Annotated in this window: 10 protein-coding genes and 1 pseudogene; 5 read left to right on the top strand and 6 right to left on the bottom strand. The window is 59.2% G+C overall.

All coding sequences use genetic code 11. The features are described from left to right. Positions 1-252: 252 nt before the first annotated feature. The gene (gene putA, locus ASD95_RS21650; protein ID WP_056725582.1) at positions 253-4,203 is read right to left on the bottom strand and encodes a trifunctional transcriptional regulator/proline dehydrogenase/L-glutamate gamma-semialdehyde dehydrogenase; all 3,951 of its coding nucleotides are present in this window, start codon (positions 4,201-4,203) and stop codon (positions 253-255) included. Between the two features lie 460 nt (positions 4,204-4,663). Here putA and putP point away from each other — a divergent pair, with 460 nt between their 5' ends. The 4 genes and pseudogenes from putP to ASD95_RS30400 all read left to right on the top strand — a co-directional run. Next, a complete protein-coding gene (gene putP, locus ASD95_RS21645) occupies positions 4,664-6,148 on the top strand; it encodes a sodium/proline symporter PutP (RefSeq protein ID WP_056725580.1) in 1,485 nt (494 codons plus the stop codon). 284 nt (positions 6,149-6,432) lie between these two features. After that, positions 6,433-7,854, top strand: coding sequence for a PAAR domain-containing protein (locus ASD95_RS21640; RefSeq protein WP_056726317.1), 1,422 nt, complete (start codon positions 6,433-6,435; stop codon positions 7,852-7,854). A gap of 805 nt (positions 7,855-8,659) precedes the next feature. Further along, complete coding sequence (locus tag ASD95_RS21630; RefSeq protein WP_056725576.1) at positions 8,660-8,989, top strand: hypothetical protein; 330 nt, start codon at positions 8,660-8,662, stop codon at positions 8,987-8,989. A 9-nt stretch (positions 8,990-8,998) separates the two neighbouring features. Further along, positions 8,999-9,109, top strand: a pseudogene (locus tag ASD95_RS30400) (sodium:solute symporter family transporter); the annotation flags it as partial. 87 nt (positions 9,110-9,196) lie between these two features. Here the strand turns inward: ASD95_RS30400 and ASD95_RS21625 are convergent. After that, on the bottom strand, positions 9,197-9,691 hold the full coding sequence (locus tag ASD95_RS21625) for a DUF2165 family protein (protein ID WP_056725574.1): 495 nt from the start codon (positions 9,689-9,691) through the stop codon (positions 9,197-9,199). Positions 9,692-9,898: 207 nt separating this feature from the next. On the opposite strand from ASD95_RS21625, the gene ASD95_RS21620 reads away from it, so the two are divergent. After that, positions 9,899-10,735, top strand: coding sequence for a 23S rRNA (adenine(2030)-N(6))-methyltransferase RlmJ (locus tag ASD95_RS21620; protein WP_056725572.1), 837 nt, complete (start codon positions 9,899-9,901; stop codon positions 10,733-10,735). A 99-nt stretch (positions 10,736-10,834) separates the two neighbouring features. Here the strand turns inward: ASD95_RS21620 and msrA are convergent, their stop codons facing one another. The 4 genes from msrA to aceF all read right to left on the bottom strand — a co-directional run bounded on the left by msrA (position 10,835) and on the right by aceF (position 18,223). Further along, positions 10,835-11,485 (bottom strand): peptide-methionine (S)-S-oxide reductase MsrA, encoded by a 651-nt coding sequence (gene msrA, locus ASD95_RS21615; RefSeq protein ID WP_056725570.1) that lies wholly within the window; start codon positions 11,483-11,485, stop codon positions 10,835-10,837. Positions 11,486-11,684: 199 nt separating this feature from the next. Continuing rightward, positions 11,685-14,378 (bottom strand): putative bifunctional diguanylate cyclase/phosphodiesterase, encoded by a 2,694-nt coding sequence (locus tag ASD95_RS21610; RefSeq protein WP_056725568.1) that lies wholly within the window; start codon positions 14,376-14,378, stop codon positions 11,685-11,687. A 229-nt stretch (positions 14,379-14,607) separates the two neighbouring features. Then, positions 14,608-16,002 (bottom strand): alkaline phosphatase D family protein, encoded by a 1,395-nt coding sequence (locus ASD95_RS21605; RefSeq protein ID WP_056725566.1) that lies wholly within the window; start codon positions 16,000-16,002, stop codon positions 14,608-14,610. Between the two features lie 271 nt (positions 16,003-16,273). Continuing rightward, positions 16,274-18,223, bottom strand: coding sequence for a dihydrolipoyllysine-residue acetyltransferase (aceF, locus tag ASD95_RS21600; RefSeq protein WP_056725565.1), 1,950 nt, complete (start codon positions 18,221-18,223; stop codon positions 16,274-16,276). Between the last annotated feature and the right edge of the window lie 7 nt (positions 18,224-18,230).

Raw genomic sequence — 18,230 nt, 5'->3', positions numbered from 1 at the left:
TACCTTTTATTGGAATGGGCCGAGTCTAGGCTGGCGAATTTATGCTGAATAGCATGATTGATGAGCGTGATGGTGGGGCAGAGCAGAGCCTTAACAGGCACCACAAAACAACTGTGGGAGCGAGCTTGCTCGCGATGAGGCCATAACAGTCAACATCACTATCGACTGTTATGCCGCTATCGCGAGCAAGCTCGCTCCCACAGGGATTGTTGCTGACCCGGGCACCTGTTGCAGGTGCCCGGATTGTCGGATTTAACCGATCGTCATCAGGCTGGCATTACCCCCCGCCGCAGCCGTGTTGACGCTCAACGCCCGCTCGATCACCAGGCGTTCCAGCGCAATGTTGGTTTCGCCTTGCGACAGGCCCTGCACGCCAACGATGGCACCGGCACGCTTGGCAACCTGCTGGCACACCGCACGCAACTGATCGGAATGGCCGTGATGCACAACCGCATCAATCACCACTTCGTCCTTGTTCCAGTCGGAAACCAGCTTGATGCGCGCCTGAATGTCCTTCGGCAGACGTGCGAACAAGGCCTTGGTCATGTCAGCTTCCGGCCATACCGCCGAACCACCGACTGCCAATACCGCCGCCAGTTGCGTCAGCAGGTCGCCTTCGACTTCCGCCAGGCACAGCACGTGTTCGCGTGGCAGGATCGCGTAGCTGTTGCGCTCGCCGGTCGGGCCGGCCAGAACGCGGGTGATGCCGCTTTGCGATTGCGCGGCGAACTGTACGCACAGGGTGCTCAGATCGGCGAGCTTGTGGCTGTCGGCCCAGGCTTTCAGGGCGTTCAGCGGTTTGCTCATGGCGTCGCGCAGGCGAACGTCCGGTGCTGCGGCAGCATCGCCACGAGCGAAGGATTGTTCGATCGCATCCGCAGGACGGGTCGACAACAGGCGGTACAGATACAGCGGACCACCGGCTTTCGGGCCGGTACCCGACAGGCCTTCGCCGCCGAATGGCTGCACGCCGACCACTGCACCGACGATGTTGCGGTTGACGTAGACGTTACCGGCGTTGACGTTGTCGATCACCTTGGCGATGGTCTCGTCGATGCGGGTGTGCACACCCAGGGTCAGGCCGTAGCCGGAAGCGTTGATCTGGCCGATCAGTTGATCGATGTCCTTGCGCTTATAGCGCACCACGTGCAGCACCGGGCCGAAGATCTCCCGCTGCAACTCGTCGAAGCTTTCCAGTTCGATCAGGGTCGGCATCACGAAGGTGCCGCGTTTGACCTCTTCAGCGTCGGCGATGGCCACCTGGTACACGCTGCGACCTTTGTCGCGCATGGCCTGGATGTGCTTCTCGATGCCAGCCTTGGCTTCGGCGTCGATGACCGGGCCGATGTCCACGGACAGGCGCTCAGGGTTGCCGAGACGGCTTTCGGCCATCGCGCCCTTGAGCATTTCGATGACACGGTCAGCGGAATCTTCCTGCAAGCACAGGACGCGCAGGGCCGAGCATCGCTGACCGGCGCTGTCGAAGGCCGAGGAAACCACGTCGATCACGACTTGTTCGGTCAGCGCCGAGGAGTCGACGATCATTGCGTTCTGGCCGCCGGTTTCGGCGATCAGCGGGATCGGACGGCCCTGGCTGTCCAGGCGGCCGGCAATGTTGCGTTGCAGCAGGCGAGCGACTTCGGTGGAACCGGTGAACATCACGCCTTTGACGCGATCGTCGCCGACCAGGCCGGCACCGACGGTTTCACCGCGACCCGGCAGCAGTTGCAGCACGCCTTCCGGAATGCCGGCTTCGAGCAGCAGGCGCACGGCCTGAGCCGCGACCAGCGGAGTCTGTTCCGCAGGCTTGGCCAATACAGGGTTACCAGCGGCCAGCGCAGCAGCCACTTGGCCACTGAAGATAGCCAGCGGGAAGTTCCACGGGCTGATGCATACGACTGGGCCCAACGGACGGTGAGCGTCATTGGTGAAATCGTTGCGTGCCTGCACCGCGTAATAACGCAGGAAGTCCACGGCTTCGCGCACTTCGGCGATGGCGTTGGCGAAGGTCTTGCCGGCTTCGCGAGCCAGCAGGCCCATCAGCGGCTGGATCTCGGCTTCCATCAGATCGGCGGCACGTTCCAGGATCGCGGCGCGTTCGGCTGGCGGGGTGGCCTGCCAGATCGGCGCAGCGTTGAGAGCGCACTGGATCGCGTTGTCGACGTCTTCGACGGTCGCTTCCTGCACATGGCCGACCACATCGCGCAGATCGGACGGGTTCAAGACCGGTGCCGGCGCTTCGCTGCTGGAGGCGCAACCGAGCATCGGCGCCGCTTTCCAGTGGTTGTGCGCGGTGGCGAGCAGGGCGCAGGACAGGGACGCCAAACGATGTTCGTTGGCCATGTCGATGCCGCTGGAGTTGGCGCGCTCGGAGCCGTACAGGTCACGTGGCAGCGGAATGCGCGGGTGCGGCAGGCCGAAACCACCTTCCACGGTCGCCATCTGCTCGATGCTGGCTACCGGATCGGCCACCAGTTCCTGGATCGAAATCGACTGGTCGGCAATACGGTTGACGAACGAGGTGTTCGCGCCGTTTTCCAGCAGACGACGTACCAGGTACGCCAGCAGGGTTTCGTGGGTGCCGACCGGAGCGTACACGCGGCACGGACGGTTCAGCTTGCCTTCGGAGACTTTGCCTACAACCTGTTCGTACAGCGGTTCACCCATGCCGTGCAGGCACTGGAACTCATACTGGCCCGGGTAATAGTTCTGACCGGCGATGTGATAAATGGCCGACAGGGTATGGGCGTTGTGCGTGGCGAACTGCGGGTAGATGACTTCCGGTACCGACAGCAGCTTGCGGGCGCAAGCGATGTAGGAAACGTCGGTGTACACCTTGCGGGTGTAGACCGGGTAGCCTTCCAGGCCTTCGACCTGGGCGCGCTTGATTTCGCTGTCCCAGTACGCGCCTTTTACCAGGCGGATCATCAGGCGATGACGGCTGCGGCGAGCCAGGTCGATCACGTAGTCGATTACGTACGGGCAACGCTTCTGGTAAGCCTGGATCACGAAGCCGATGCCGTTCCAGCCAGTCAGTTGCGGCTCGAAGCACAGGCGCTCGAGCAGATCCAGCGACAGTTCGAGGCGGTCGGCTTCTTCGGCATCGATGTTCAGGCCGATGTCGTATTGCTTGGCCAGCAGGGTCAGCGACAGCAGGCGCGGGTACAGCTCGTCCATCACGCGCTCGTACTGGGCGCGGCTGTAGCGCGGGTGCAGGGCGGACAGCTTGATCGAAATGCCCGGGCCTTCATAAATCCCGCGACCGTGGGAGGCTTTGCCGATCGAGTGGATGGCTTGTTCGTACGAGGCCAGGTATTTCTGGGCGTCGTGCTCGGTGAGTGCGGCTTCACCCAGCATGTCGTAGGAATAGCGGAAGCCCTTGGCTTCGAACTTGCTGGCGTTGGCCAGGGCTTCGGCGATGGTTTCGCCGGTCACGAACTGTTCGCCCATCAGGCGCATGGCCATGTCGACGCCCTTGCGGATCATCGGCTCGCCGCTCTTGCCGATGATGCGGCTCAGGGACGACGTCAGGCCCGCTTCGTTGTGCGTGGACACAAGCTTGCCGGTCAGCAGCAGGCCCCAGGTGGCGGCGTTGACGAACAGCGACGGGCTGTTGCCCAGGTGCGGGTGCCAGTTACCGGTGCTGATCTTGTCGCGGATCAGGGCGTCGCGGGTGCCTTTGTCCGGGATGCGCAGCAGCGCTTCGGCCAGGCACATCAGCGCCACACCTTCCTGGGACGACAGGGAGAATTCCTGCAACAGGCCCTGAACGATGCCGGCACGGCCGCCGGCGCTCTTCTGGTTGCGCAGTTTTTCAGCAATCGAGGCGGCGAGTTTGTTGGTGGCCTCGGCCATCGGTGCCGGCAGGCGAGCCTGCTCGATCAGCATCGGCACGACTTCCGGCTCAGGGCGACGGTAGGCGGCGGTAATCGAGGCGCGCAGTACCGATTGCGGCAGGATGCTTTCGGCGAATTCGAGGAAGCACTGGTGGGCGTGATCCAGAGGCGCATCGACGCTGTCGTCGGAATCCTTGGTCAAACCGTTCAGCTCGGACAGGGTTGCACCACCCTCGAGTTTTTCCAGGTAATTGAAGATTGCCTGCTTGATCAGCCAGTGCGGCGTGCGATCAATCGAGGTCGCGGCGGCCTTGAGGCGTTCGCGGGTCGGGTCGTCAAGTTTGACCCCAAGGGTGGTGGTAGCCATGTTTTTATCCTCATGTTTGCCACGACTGCGTGGCATCAGCTGGCGGCAAGATTAGCCGTGCGACTGTTGAGGTGCAACCGGGTGCAACCCTTTTTTTGTCGGAATATTACGCAGCTCGTCAGGAAATAAATTCTGGTACCACGGTCCCGCCTCTGCTTGGTGCTTTTTAGGTTGGTCAGCCTCCGTTCTTGCTCCGAAAAGGAGCAAAAAACCAGGTTTGAAATTTATTTCCGACTGGGTGCAACTTATTCTCGAGAAACTGGTTGCACCTTATTTGCTTTGTTGAATAGCATTCGCGCCCAAGGTGCAACCCGGAAAAAACCGGGTGCTCCGGCTGATGGCTTTCCTGGGGAAACATCAGTCATAAATGCGCGGGAATCCGGATCGTCTGTCAAACGTATGCGTTTGCGAGCGGTTCACCAGCCGCCGCTACATAAAAACAAAGCCAGGGCGTAACTTAATGAGCGTAAGCAATCCAACCCTGATCACGTTCGTGATCTACATCGCAGCAATGGTGCTGATCGGCTTGATGGCCTATCGCTCCACCAACAACCTTTCCGACTACATTCTGGGCGGCCGCAGCCTGGGCAGCGTTGTGACCGCACTGTCCGCCGGTGCCTCCGACATGAGCGGCTGGTTGTTGATGGGCTTGCCCGGCGCGATCTACATGTCCGGTCTTTCCGAAAGCTGGATCGCCATCGGCCTGATCGTCGGCGCCTACCTGAACTGGCTGTTCGTCGCCGGCCGCCTGCGTGTGCAGACCGAGCACAACGGTGATGCACTGACCCTGCCGGACTACTTCGCCAGCCGTTTCGAAGACAAAAGCGGCCTGCTGCGGATCATCTCCGCGGTCGTGATCCTGGTGTTCTTCACCATCTATTGTGCTTCCGGCATCGTGGCCGGTGCCCGTCTGTTCGAAAGCACCTTCGGCATGTCCTACGAGACGGCGCTGTGGGCCGGTGCCGCGGCGACGATTGCCTACACCTTTATCGGCGGATTCCTGGCTGTAAGCTGGACCGATACCGTACAAGCCACCCTGATGATCTTCGCGTTGATCCTGACGCCGGTTATCGTGCTGCTGGCCACCGGCGGCGTCGACACCACTTTCCTGGCCATCGAAGCGCAAGATCCAAGCAACTTCGACATGCTCAAGGGCACCACTTTCATCGGCATCATCTCGCTGATGGGCTGGGGGCTGGGCTACTTCGGCCAGCCGCACATCCTGGCGCGTTTCATGGCTGCCGATTCGGTTAAGTCGATCGCCAAGGCCCGTCGCATCTCCATGACCTGGATGATCCTGTGCCTGGGCGGCACCGTGGCTGTCGGCTTCTTCGGTATCGCCTACTTCTCGGCGCACCCGGACATGGCTGGCGCAGTCTCCGAGAACCACGAGCGTGTGTTCATCGAATTGGCCAAGATCCTGTTCAACCCATGGATCGCGGGTATCCTGCTGTCGGCCATCCTGGCTGCCGTCATGAGCACCCTGAGCTGCCAGTTGCTGGTGTGCTCGAGCGCCCTGACCGAAGACTTCTACAAGACCTTCCTGCGTAAATCCGCTTCGCAACTGGAGCTGGTGTGGGTCGGCCGTGCCATGGTGCTGTTGGTTGCCCTGATTGCTATCGCACTGGCGGCCAACCCGGAAAACCGTGTACTGGGTCTGGTGAGCTACGCCTGGGCCGGTTTTGGTGCCGCATTCGGTCCGGTCGTGCTGATCTCCGTAATCTGGAAAGACATGACCCGCAACGGCGCACTGGCCGGTATCCTGGTCGGCGCGATCACCGTGATCGTCTGGAAACACTTCGAACTGCTGGGCCTGTACGAAATCATCCCTGGTTTCATCTTCGCCAGCCTGGCGATCTACTTCGTCAGCAAAATGGGCACGCCGACTGCCGGCATGTTCCAGCGTTTTGCTGCTGCTGAGGCTGATTACCGTTTGAACAAGTGATGAGCTGAACTCTTCCCATCGCTGATAAAAGAACGGCTCGCAGCTTTATGGTGCGGGCCGTTTTTTTGGTCAATCTAGAACGCGCTTTGGTTCCTGCCTCCGTTTTCGTCACCCTTTTCTTTGGAGCTTGTAGGAAGTTTCCTGTTTTGCCCGGCTGCCTTGAATTACCTCTCTGGTCACGTACTTTGCGTTAGCCCGACTCGTTCCCGAGCCGGAGTCACTCATCGTTAACAATGGCGCATTTCTTCAAGGGGTGGGGCGCCAGTGGAAAGGGACATCAAGACATGGTTATCGGGTATTACATAGGGCTAGGTGACAAAACTGACTGCGGCGGTACCGTTCTGGAGGGGGACCACACCTTCAATTTCGGTCTCATCCATGCTCGTGAGGGCGATCTGGTCAGTTGCGGAAAAGATAAGAAGAGCTACCGGATCATCGGCGGCGTCTCTCACGTCCTGAGCGAGGGTCGACGAGTTGCTGGCACGCTGGATAGTTTCAGCGGCTGCCCCTGTGAAGCCAAACTGATTCCCTCGAATTTCGAGGGTAGTTATGTAAATGAACCCTCTGCACCGAAAGCAGCCAAGGTAACAGCTCAATCGGCTTCGCCCGCGCCATCACCGATAACCACCAGCCATTCGACTACGCCGCGTCCATCCAGCTTTACGTCAGCGCCAGACACCTCGTCTCCATCACGGTTCACCAGCCTCGACGCTCCGGAGCCGGGTTTCTACATCGTGCCCAAGAGCACCACCCGCGAACAGCTTGAGGCCTCGCTGTTCACCCTTCGCGATCCCGCCGTGATGGGCAAATTCAAGCTGCTCAACCCTAACCTGGGCGATGTCAAAGCCGGCTCGATGATCGTGCTGAGTGACCCCAATAACTACCAATGCACCCGCGAAGAAGCCCTGCTCATGGACGTGGCGGCCAGGACCAATCTGGTGCTTGCAACGCTTAGCCCGGAAGAGGCGGATTTTATGGTGCAACACCGGGATGCCATTCAGACGATGTTGGGCTACGGTTCTGGCGCCATTGGCGTTGGCGCGAGCATTTTCAAAAATAATCTGGATAACGTCGGCAACGCATTGAGGGACATTGAAGTATTGCAACAGACGACGCTCCCAGGAGATGGGCACCTTCGTTCGCCGGCCTTTTTTGTAGAACGACAGCGTTTGCTTGCACAACTTAACAGCCACATGACGACTTTGACCCGTAAGGGTATTGGGTTTCCCCACCACATTAATCTGAAAAAGATGTTGGGTATCTCTAGCCAAAGCCTGGTCCACCACTGGACCAATGCCAGTCCTGCCGGCCAAATACCAGGTTATGCCACTCATCTTGAAGGCGTGGTGAGGGCTTCGAAATACGTTCAGTACGGCGGTTGGCTAGGGACTGCCGTCGGCGGAGGAACGTCTGCTTTGAAGGTTAAGGACGTGTGTGCTGCGGGAAGTACCGAAACGTGCGAGCGGGTTAAATTTACTGAAACGGGGAGTTTTACCGGGGGGATCGTAGGTGGCGGAATTGTAGGTGCTGCTCTATCAACCTCAGCTGTCGGCGGGCTTTGTGTTGGGTTGGGTGTGCCAACTGGCGGTTTGGGATTACTGGCCTGCAGTATTGTTGTGGTCGGGGCAGGCTCTATTTCTTCCAGCGTTATTGGGAGCGTTATTGGTGAAGAAATGGGCGAGCGCATTTTCGAGGCCACTCAATGAGTATTAGCGTTGCAGACGCACTATTCCTGGCATCAGGGCTAATAGTTTTCGGTGGGGCACTTGTTGTATTTGGGGTTGCGCTGCATTTGGGCTACACCAAGGGAGACGTCCTGTCAGCGCATTTCCAAAACAGTTCTCCACTTATAACTGTCTCTGCGCGTATTGACGCAGGGCTTAGAGGTAAGACTCGGCTGGTTTATTCAATATCTAGCGTCGTTACGTTTCCCCGATTTTTTTTGAAACGCGGTATGGTCACTGCTGAAGATCTCGACAATTTTCCCCATGACCTCAGGCGAAAACTCGTAGTGCTGCAATGGACTCTTCTAGGGGTTGTATCTGGCATGGTGCTACTTGGCCTGATAGCGATGTCTGGGATAATCAGGTAGCTGACCAATAAAAAATGGGCACTCAATCTGGTTGGTGTGCCCATTCTTCATGCCACTCCCTACTCGTCAGGCGGGTTGGAAATTTTCTGGACAAGGTCCTAGGACGTTTCCTTCAAAACGTATCGGTTTCCATGAACTGGTGGAGCCTGGGGTTCATGGATAGTCTTTGGCGGTCACTGACAATTCAGTGGCGGGGTGTAGGAACCTCTCAAGACCGTTAGAGCTACTTTGGCGTCACAGCCTGTTTTGCGGCCGTTTGCATGCGGCCGTAAGATCAGTTGCGGCGGCTATGCGCGGGCACGCTTCGGCGTGGTCGAGTTTTGCTCTAAGGGTCTCGATATTCCTACCCCGTGCATAGCTGCCACCCTAGCCCGTAGGAAGGCTAATGGCAGGTCCATTTCTTCCTTAGAGCATTAAAAATGAAATCAATACATCCCGACCCACCCTACGAAAAACCAATCCCCCATCCCGACAACCGCTTCATGGCATTGACCGGCAACTGCACCGATATGCCCACCCTGTTCGTCGACACCCATGCGCCACTCGACATCCTTACCGACGCCGCCAACTACAGAATCCGCGCAGTCACCCAAGTGCTTGAGAACTTGTCCATGCGCGGTTCGATCGAGTGCGAATCCTTCATCCTCAGCGATTTCGCCTTGCTCTGCGCCATTGCGTTGCGCGATGGCTGTGATGTGCTGGATGTGATTGGGCGGCGGTTGCGGGCGGGGCCTACAGCGGCGGCATAAGATCAAAAGATCCTGGGCTTCATCTTCGCCAGCCTGAAGCTCTATATCGTCAGTAAATTGGGCGCACCGTCTGCGGGCACGCTGCAGCGATTCGCCGCGGCGGAAAGGACTTCATGCTGAGCAAATGAGGTTTTCAGCGAGGCATTAGCTTCCTGATTGAAGAAGACGGCACGCATCCGATGGATGCGGGCCGTTTTTCATTGGGGATCAGTCAAGATCGGCATCGGGCTGATTCAGAAAGATCAGCACACCCAGTATTGCCATGTAGAACCTGAAGGCTGCGTCCTGACCATTCCAAATGTCGGATTGCCACATCAGAAACCACTCACCTCCAACCACCATGAAGCCGAAAAACCACACGAAAAACCCTGTCGTCAAACCCGCTACGGCCCACTTCCTGGCCAGTCTGAACTCATGCCCACCGGCTGACCGCGAGCGCCAGAGCTGTAGTGCGCCGTAGCCGAGAAGTCCACAGGTAATGGCTTCGCCAAGGATGATCAGCCAGTAAGCTCCATGCCACACCCAAGGCAGATCAATTGCGCGATACCGGGCGGCGTTGTCAGGGAAGGTGGTATCCATGCTCAGCACATGCCGGACGAAGTTGAAGTTGGAACTGTAGTCGGTGATGTTGTTGAATACGGTCATGAAGGCGAATGCGGCGAGCGCCAGGGTCATTGCAATCTTTGCGTAGCGAATGGTCATTTGTGCGTCCTTTGCTTTTTTCGACAAAGAACGCTATCACGCCGGTTTGCAGGTTAGGGAATCTTCCTGTTGTGAGGCGTTTCTGAATTTGTCGATCGATGGTGCGTGCTTGTTGCCGCTATGAATGCTCGAAGTGTCCGCTCAGCCGCCAGCCCCTGACTTGCCGGCCGGTAAAAGGTAAACTCCCCGCCCTTCGCAGGAGCAACCATGAATTATCGTCACGCCTTCCATGCCGGCAATCACGCCGATGTGTTCAAACACCTGACCTTGACCCGCCTCATCGCCCTGATGTCGCGCAAGGAGCAGCCGTTTGCCTATCTCGATACCCACGCCGGCATCGGTCTGTATGACCTTCAGGGTGACCAGGCCAATCGTACCGGCGAGTACCTGGAAGGCATTGCGCGTTTGTGGGATCAGCCGGATCTGCCGATCCTGACCGCTGATTACATGCAGGTGCTGCACGAGATGAACCCGGATGGCCAGTTGCGCTATTACCCGGGCTCGCCGGAGCTGGCGCGACGCCTGACTCGCCCGCAGGACCGTGTGTTGCTCAACGAGAAGCACCCGGAAGACGGCCTGCTGCTCAAGGACAACATGGCCGGTGATCGCCGGGTCAAGGTGCACTTGGGCGAGGGCTGGCATGTGCCCCGGGCCTTGCTGCCGGTGCCGGAGAAGCGTGCGGTGATGCTGATCGATCCGCCGTTCGAGCAGCTCGACGAGATGCAGCGTTGTGCTGCGTCGTTGAAGGAGGCGATTGGCCGGATGCGCCAGACCGTGGCGGCGATCTGGTACCCGGTGAAGGATCAGCGTGCCCTGCGCCGCTTCTATCAGGACCTGGCCGGTACTGGTGCGCCGAAGTTGTTGCGGGTGGAGTTGCTGGTGCATCCGCTGGATACGCCGAACAGCCTGAACGGTTCCGGGCTGGCGATTGCCAATCCGCCTTGGGGGCTGGAGGAAGAGTTGCGTGAACTGCTGCCGTGGTTGTCCCGGAAGCTGGGGCAAACCCAGGGTGGGTGGCAGATGGATTGGTTGATTGCCGAGTAGTAGCTGCATGATCAAAAGATCGCAGCCTGCGGCAGCTCCTACAGGGCTATGCGTACACCCGTAGGAGCTGCCGAAGGCTGCGATCTTTTGTTTTGGCGATCAGATCGGGCAGGTCACGCCGGTACCACCAATGCCGCAATAACCTTCCGGGTTTTTCGCCAGGTATTGCTGGTGATACGTCTCGGCAAAGTAGACGGTCGGGGCCTGGTCGATTTCGGTGCTGATTTCACCGAGGCCGGCCTTGGACAGCTCGGCCTGGTAGGTTTCCTTGCTCTTGAGCGCCGCGTCCAGTTGTTCCTGGCTGGTGGCGTAGATCGCCGAACGGTACTGGGTGCCGATGTCATTGCCCTGGCGCATGCCCTGCGTCGGGTTGTGCAGTTCCCAGAACATCGCCAGCAGTTCTTCGTAGCTGACCCTGGCCTTGTCATACACCACCAGCACCACTTCGGTGTGGCCGGTCAGGCCCGAGCAGACTTCTTCGTAGGTCGGGTTCGGGGTGAAACCGCCGGCGTAGCCGACCACGGTGCTGACCACGCCTTCGCGCTGCCAGAAGCGGCGTTCCGCACCCCAGAAGCAGCCGAGGCCGAAGATCGCGAAGTCGACGTCTTCGAAGAACGGGCCGAGCAAGGGGGTGTCTTTAAACACAAAGTGCTTTTCAGGCAGGGTCATCGCGGTTTCGCGACCGGGCAGAGCTTGTTCTTTAGTCGGGAGCACGTTTTTGTTCACCAGAATTTCCGAGCGCAGAACCATGATCAGTCCTCTCAGTCAGGTTGGGTTGTAAATAAACAGGCCGTCAGTGTGCCCAATACCTGCCCGATACGCACTACCTTGTGGGAGCGGGCTTGCTCGCGAAGGCGTTGAGTCAGTCAGTAACCACGGCTCTGACACACCGCATTCGCGAGCAAGCCCGCTCCCACAGGTTTTTTGTCATCCACAGGTTCTGTGTCTGTCAGGCGATTGGGCCACGGGGGTAGCGTTTGAGCTTGTCGACCAGCTCATTGCCCGGGATCGGACGGTCGAACAGGTAGCCCTGGCCGACGTCGCAGCGGTGACGGCGCAGGAACGACAACTGCTCGGCGGTTTCGATGCCTTCAGCCACGACCTTGAGCTTCAGGTTGTGGGCCATGGCGATCACCGCGGAGGTGATTTCCATGTCGTCCTGGTTGTCCGGGATTTCGTGGATGAAGCTTCGATCGATCTTGATGATGTCGATGGGGAATTTTTTCAAGTAGCTGAGCGACGAGTAACCGGTGCCGAAGTCGTCCATGGCCAAGGTCAGGCCCAGGCGCTTGAGCTGGTCGAGTTGCAGGTGGGTGTCTTCGGTGGCTTCCAGCAGCAGGCCTTCGGTCAGCTCCAGCTCCAGCAAATGAGCCGGCAGGGCTTCTTCCTTGAGGATGTTGGCAATGGAGGCCACCAGGTCCGGATCGGAGAACTGCTTGGGCGACAGGTTGATCGCCACTTGCAGGTTGCCCAGGCCGGCGGCGGTCAGCGCTTTGCTCATGCGGCAGGCCTGGCGGGCGATCCATTTGCCGATCGGAATGATCAGCCCGGTTTCTTCGGCGACGCTGATGAACTGGTCCGGGCGGATCATGCCCTTTTCCGGATGGTCCCAGCGCAGCAGCGCTTCCATACCCAGCAGGCGACCGCTGCGCAGGCACAGCTTGGGCTGGTAGAACACGTCGAGTTCGTTCTGGGTCAGGGCGCGGCGCAGGTTGTTTTCGACGAACAGCTTGTAGCTGGCCTCGGCGTTCAGCGCTTCGGTGAACACTTGCACCTGGTGTTTGCCGTTGGCCTTGGCCTTGTGCAGCGCTAGCCCGGCGTTGCGCATCAGGGTTTGCGGGTCGCGCCCGTGCAGCGGCGCGCAGGCCAGGCCCACGGAGCCAGTGACGCTGATCAACTGGTTGTCGACGAACATCGGTTTGTCGAGGGTCGCCAGCAACTGGTTGGCTACTTGCTGGCCTACCGTGAGGTCGCTGTTGTCCAGCAACACGGCGAATTCGTTACTGGCGAATCGCGCCAGGCTGCCGCTCGGGATCAGGCTGTTGCGCAGGCGTCGGGCCAGGCTGATCAGCAGTTTGTCGCCGGTCTGGTGGCCGAGGCTGTCGTTGATCCGCTTGAAGTTGTCGATGTCCACCAGCAACAGGCTGATCGGCGCATCGCTGTCACGGGCGAAGCGTTCATCGAGGTTGCGGATGAACGCCGGGCGGTTGCCTAGGTTGGTCAGGTTGTCGGTGTAGGCCAGGCGCTCGATACGCTGCTGGGCAAGCTTGGTCTGGGTGATGTCTTCGTAGATGCCGATGTAGTGGGTCAGCTCGCGGTTGTCGCCGTAAACCTTGGAGATCGACAACTGGCCCCAGTAGGGTTCGAGGTTTTTCCGGCGGCTCTTGAATTCGCCCTGCCAACTGTTGCTCTTGGCCAGCGCCGAAGGCGCATCGAACAGCAGCTCGCTGAGGTTTTCCAGGGCCGGCAGTTCTGACAGGCGCTGACCGTGCACTTCTTCGGTGGAATATTGGGTGATCGCGGTGAAGCTCGGGTTGACGTATTCCACCACACCATCGCAGTTGACCAGCAAGAAGGCGTTGGCACTTTGTTCGACTGCGCGCTGGAACAGGTGCAGGGCGCTGGTGGCTGTTCGCCGATTGTGGTTGCTGATGACCTGGGCAAACTGGTCCGCCAGTTCTCCGGCGAAGGCAATTTCATCCGACTGCCAGTCGCGGGTCGCCCCGGTCTGCTCCAGGCACAAAACGCCGACCACTTGGCCATCGACGCGGATACTGGCGTCGAGCATTGCGTTGACATCGCGCGGGCGCAGGCTTTCAGCCATTTCCCGGGTACGCGGGTCGCGCATGGCGTTATGGGCGTCGATGGCACGGCCGGTGTGCAGGGCGTCGAGGTAGTCGGGGAAAACGCTGACATCGATCGGTTGCGGCAGCAGGTATTGCTGATTCGTGCGGTGATAGGCCGAGATCGGCACCAGCATCGAGCCTTCGAGGTGCCACAGGCTGGCACTGTCGATTTCGTAGATGTTGCAGGCGCTGCGGGTGATCAGCTCGGCGGCTTCGCGCAAGGAGTTGTTGCTGCTGTAGCGTTGTCGGGTGAGCAGCAGGATCAGGTCCTGCTGGGCACGCACCCGCTCCAGGTGCAGCAGTTGCTCCTGCTGGGCACGCTGATTGAGCTCCAGGGCGATTTGCAGGCGCGAGTTCTGGGTTTCCAGATCCAGGGCCGCTTGCAGCGGGTCATCCTCGAACAGGCCGTCGATGACCAGCAGGTAGCCGCGCAGCAGGTGTCGATTGTGTTGTTTGAAGGCTTCGCCCAGTTCAAGCAGGGTCAGGGAGCCAGAGGTGGTGTGCAGGGTGTAGCGGATCAGGTAATGCGTGCTTTCGCTCAGTTGCTGCTGGATCGCGTCGTGCAGTTGATAGCGCGCTTGCGGTTCCATCAGGCTGGCGTAGGGCGAGCCCACCAGCGCACACAGCTCAACGGCGGGGAGGCCGAACTGGCGTTCGCAATTGGGGTCGAGAAACAGCAGCGCCCAGCTGGGTTCATTAAGCCGTTCGAAACGCAGCATGCCGAGCCGCGAGGGCACAGGCAACTGCGTCACTACCTCGGCCACCATACGGCTGGCGGCATCGGGTTGGCTTTTCATGGAGGGAAACTCGCTTCGAATATGCTGAACGCGCCGGGCTCTCGCCCTCTTTACTGTTGCCTGCGGCAAGGTTGCATCATTGCGACACCGACTGACAAGAGAGATGAAGGCCAAGTGCTATAAGAATATGTCGGCAGGTGCGAAGATTTCTGAAGTTTCCAGTGAAAAGTATTGCTATTGATCAGGTCGCAGCCTTCGGAGTCGTCTCGAAGGCCGTGATTTTTTGCCGTCAACGCAATTCAATGGCTGTCGATTGCAATAGCTCGCCATCGCGATCGTGGTAATTGACCCGGATGCGTTTTGCGTCGATAACCAGATGCGCGAAGTTATCCTGACTGATGACTTTACCGGTCAGTTCCTGCCGATATTCGCCTGCGGCGGTCCGTGCCAGCGGACGGTCGAGGATAAAGCCGGATTGACTGGCATAGGGCAGCAGCCTGGAGTTGCACAGGGGCGACGAGACGATGGTGTGCACTTCGAAGCCCGGGTCTTCGCTGTGGGTCAGTCGGCTGGTCATGGAGGCGTGGACGTCACCGGCAACGAATATGACATTCTTCAGCCGGTACAAACGAATGGTCTCCAGCAACCGCAGCCGTTGCGCGGGAAATCCGGCCCAGGCATCATTTCCGTTTTGCCTGGCATCGGGGAAGAACATCACACTGGTGACCACCAGTTTGACCCGCGCAGGGCTGTGGATCAGCCATTGGCACAAGGCATATTCTTGTTCGTTATCAAGCAGGCGCCGATCATTGGCGGATAGATTGCGCCGGGTGCGACCATCGGTGACAAACCATTCGATATCGCCATCGCTGAACTGATACCAATAGTGCTTCGCCAGTCGGCTGATCCGGCCATCGTCAAATAATTCAAATACCGGGCTGTGGCTGGCTTGATATATCTCATAAGCACTTATGGCGTTGTTATATAAAATATCATCGCCTGATTTTTTCTTGTCTGGCCAGTTATCTTCAATTTCGTGATCGTCGAGGATCATGTAAGTCGATATATTGGCCATTAATCTGGAAACATGTGGCTGAGAGAACGCCGCACGGTATTTCGCAAGTATTTGCTGATATTCGCGATCAGGCGCGAAAAAATTCAAATCGTCGACATAGATCTGATCGCCAGTCATCAACATCGCGCTGACCGGCGGGTCGGCTTGCTGTGCCAGCTGAGCAATCGAGGCAAATATCCGGTCGCCCCACTCTGGCGCCGACGCAACGCCGGCGGTCATTCTCAGGTAGCGACATGAGCCGACGAAATAGCCACGTGGCGTGGCGAACGAGCCGGAACGCGTACGCAAGTGATAGAGCTCCTTCGGCCATCGCAGCGGTAGTTCCTGCAGTGAATCCGCGGTGTGCCCGGCACTCCTGGTACTGAACCAGCCGGCCTGGTATTCATATTCGGTATCGGGCGCCAGGTTATCGAGAACCAGGACATCGGACATATCTTGCAGACTTGTCAGCTTTGCAAAGATTGTTTCGATCCATTGTTCATGCCCGGATCGGCGATAACGGATGCCGGCAAATACGGGTGCATTCTTTTGTGCTGCGCCACGCACAAATATACGTGCATGATTAGTTGTAGTGTGGCCAATAATTGGCCCAATAGTTGGTTTGAACATGCTTGAGTCCATTCGCTGCCAGTTAATGGATAGTTGGTTGTTTCGGATGTAATGGAGGGTATTCAGCCAAGACTAGTTATTTGGCCTGAATAAATATCTGGCAGAAATGGATTCGATTTGTGGGCGATATCGGCCACAAATGTAGGAAGACGTTTTAAGTAAAAGTTTCAGGCAAAAAAAGCCCCGCCAAATTGGCGGGGTTGAGGTACGAGCGTGGCGCTCGGAAACGTGGAACGCAACTGGCCCTCCGGTGAAGGAGGGCCGGTCGGTGTTACAGGAGCATGGTGCGGATGTCGCCCAGCAGATCGCTCAGACGCTTGGTGAAGCGTGCAGCAGCGGCGCCGTTGATCACACGGTGATCGTAGGACAGCGACAGCGGCAGCATCAGTTTCGGCTGGAAGGCTTTGCCGTCCCAGACTGGCTGGATGGTTGCCTTGGAAACACCGAGGATCGCCACTTCCGGCGCGTTGACGATCGGCGTGAAGCCGGTGCCGCCAATGTGGCCGAGGCTGGAAATGGTGAAGCAGGCGCCTTGCATCTCGTCCGACGAAAGCTTCTTGGTCCGGGCTTTTTCAGCCAGGGAAGCAGCTTCGGCGGCCAGTTGCAGCAGGCTCTTCTGGTCGACGTTCTTGATGACCGGTACCAGCAGGCCATCCGGAGTGTCGACGGCGAAGCCGATGTTCACGTATTTCTTGCGGATGATCGCTTTGCCGCTTGGCGCCAGCGAGCTGTTGAAGTCCGGCAGTTCCTTGAGCAGGTGCGCACAGGTCTTGAGCAGCAACGGCAGGATGGTCAGCTTGACGCCGGCCTTCTCTGCAACGGCTTTCTGAGCAACGCGGAACGCTTCGAGCTCGGTGATATCCGCCGAGTCGAATTGCGTCACGTGCGGCACGTTCAGCCAGCTGCGGTGCAGGTTGGCTGCGCCGACCTGCATCAGGCGGGTCATCGGCACTTCTTCGACTTCACCGAAGCGGCTGAAGTCCACGACCGGAATCGGCGGGATGCCCGCGCCACCGGTTGCACCGGCAGCAGCGGCCGGCGCTTCCTTGGCCTTCTGCATCATGGCCTTGACGTAAACCTGCACGTCTTCCTTCAGGATGCGACCGTGCGGACCGCTGGCGCCAACGGCACTCAGCTCGACACCGAATTCGCGGGCCAGTTGACGCACGGCAGGGCCGGCGTGAACTTTTGCACCCGGCCTGGCTGGCGCAGCAGCAGGTGCAGCGGCGGCGGCAGGAGCAGCAGCTGGAGCAGGTGCGCTCGGAGCGGCAGCAGCAGCGGCAGGTGCCGGTGCGGCGGCCGGAGCGGCGCCTTTGACTTTCAGTTTCAGGATCAGGTCGCCGGTACCGACTTCGTCATCGAGCTTGATGGAAACGCTTTCCACCACGCCAGCGGCAGGCGATGGAATTTCCATGCTCGCCTTGTCGGATTCCAGGGTGATCAGCGACTGGTCGGCCACAACGGTGTCGCCGGCCTTGACCAGGACTTCGATGATCTTGGCCTTGCCCGCCGAACCGATGTCCGGAACGTGGATGTCCTGAACGCTGTCGGCAACCGGTGCAGCCGGAGCTGCTGCAGGAGCAGGCGCAGCGGCGGCAGCTGGAGCGGCAGCCTGGGCCGGAGCAGCAGCCGGTGCCGCAGCACCCGCCACTTCCAGATCCAGGATCAGGTCGCCGGTGCCGACTTCGTCGTTGAGCTTGACGCTGATGGCCTTGACCACGCCAGCGGCTGGCGACGGGATTTCCATGCTCGCCTTGTCGGACTCCAGGGTGATCAACGATTGATCAGCCGCGACGGTGTCGCCGACCTTGACCTGGATCTCGATGATCTGGGCCTTGCCCGACGAACCGATGTCCGGCACGTGCACTTGCTGAACGCTGGCGGCAGCCGGCGCAGCAGGGGCAGGCGCGGCGGCAGGTGCCGCAGCCGGTTTGGCCTCAGCCTTGGCAGCCGGTGCAGGGGCAGCCGCAGGGGCCGCTTGCGCGGCACCTTCGACTTCCAGTTCCAGCAGTTCGTCGCCTTCTTTCAGGCGATCGCCCAGCTTAACTTTCAGGCTCTTGATGATACCGGCCTTCGGCGCAGGCACTTCCATGCTCGCCTTGTCGGACTCAAGTGTCAGGATGCTCTGGTCGGCTTCGATACGGTCGCCGACCTTTACAAACAGTTCAATTACTTCACCTTCACCGCTGCCGATGTCAGGTACGCGAATGAGTTCGCTCACAGAATCT

Origin of the sequence: Pseudomonas sp. Root71, from assembly GCF_001429045.1 — a bacterium.
GTDB classification, from domain to species: domain Bacteria; phylum Pseudomonadota; class Gammaproteobacteria; order Pseudomonadales; family Pseudomonadaceae; genus Aquipseudomonas; species Aquipseudomonas monachiensis.
Note: the sequence above shows the minus strand (reverse complement) of the source record. Positions and strands in the feature narration are given on the sequence as shown.

Coding starts and splice junctions, on each gene's coding strand:
- putA (WP_056725582.1), bottom strand. CDS start 4,203: ATGGCTACCACCACCCTTGGGGTCAAACTTGACGACCCGACCCGCGAA.
- putP (WP_056725580.1), top strand. CDS start 4,664: ATGAGCGTAAGCAATCCAACCCTGATCACGTTCGTGATCTACATCGCA.
- ASD95_RS21640 (WP_056726317.1), top strand. CDS start 6,433: ATGGTTATCGGGTATTACATAGGGCTAGGTGACAAAACTGACTGCGGC.
- ASD95_RS21630 (WP_056725576.1), top strand. CDS start 8,660: ATGAAATCAATACATCCCGACCCACCCTACGAAAAACCAATCCCCCAT.
- ASD95_RS21625 (WP_056725574.1), bottom strand. CDS start 9,691: ATGACCATTCGCTACGCAAAGATTGCAATGACCCTGGCGCTCGCCGCA.
- ASD95_RS21620 (WP_056725572.1), top strand. CDS start 9,899: ATGAATTATCGTCACGCCTTCCATGCCGGCAATCACGCCGATGTGTTC.
- msrA (WP_056725570.1), bottom strand. CDS start 11,485: ATGGTTCTGCGCTCGGAAATTCTGGTGAACAAAAACGTGCTCCCGACT.
- ASD95_RS21610 (WP_056725568.1), bottom strand. CDS start 14,378: ATGAAAAGCCAACCCGATGCCGCCAGCCGTATGGTGGCCGAGGTAGTG.
- ASD95_RS21605 (WP_056725566.1), bottom strand. CDS start 16,002: ATGTTCAAACCAACTATTGGGCCAATTATTGGCCACACTACAACTAAT.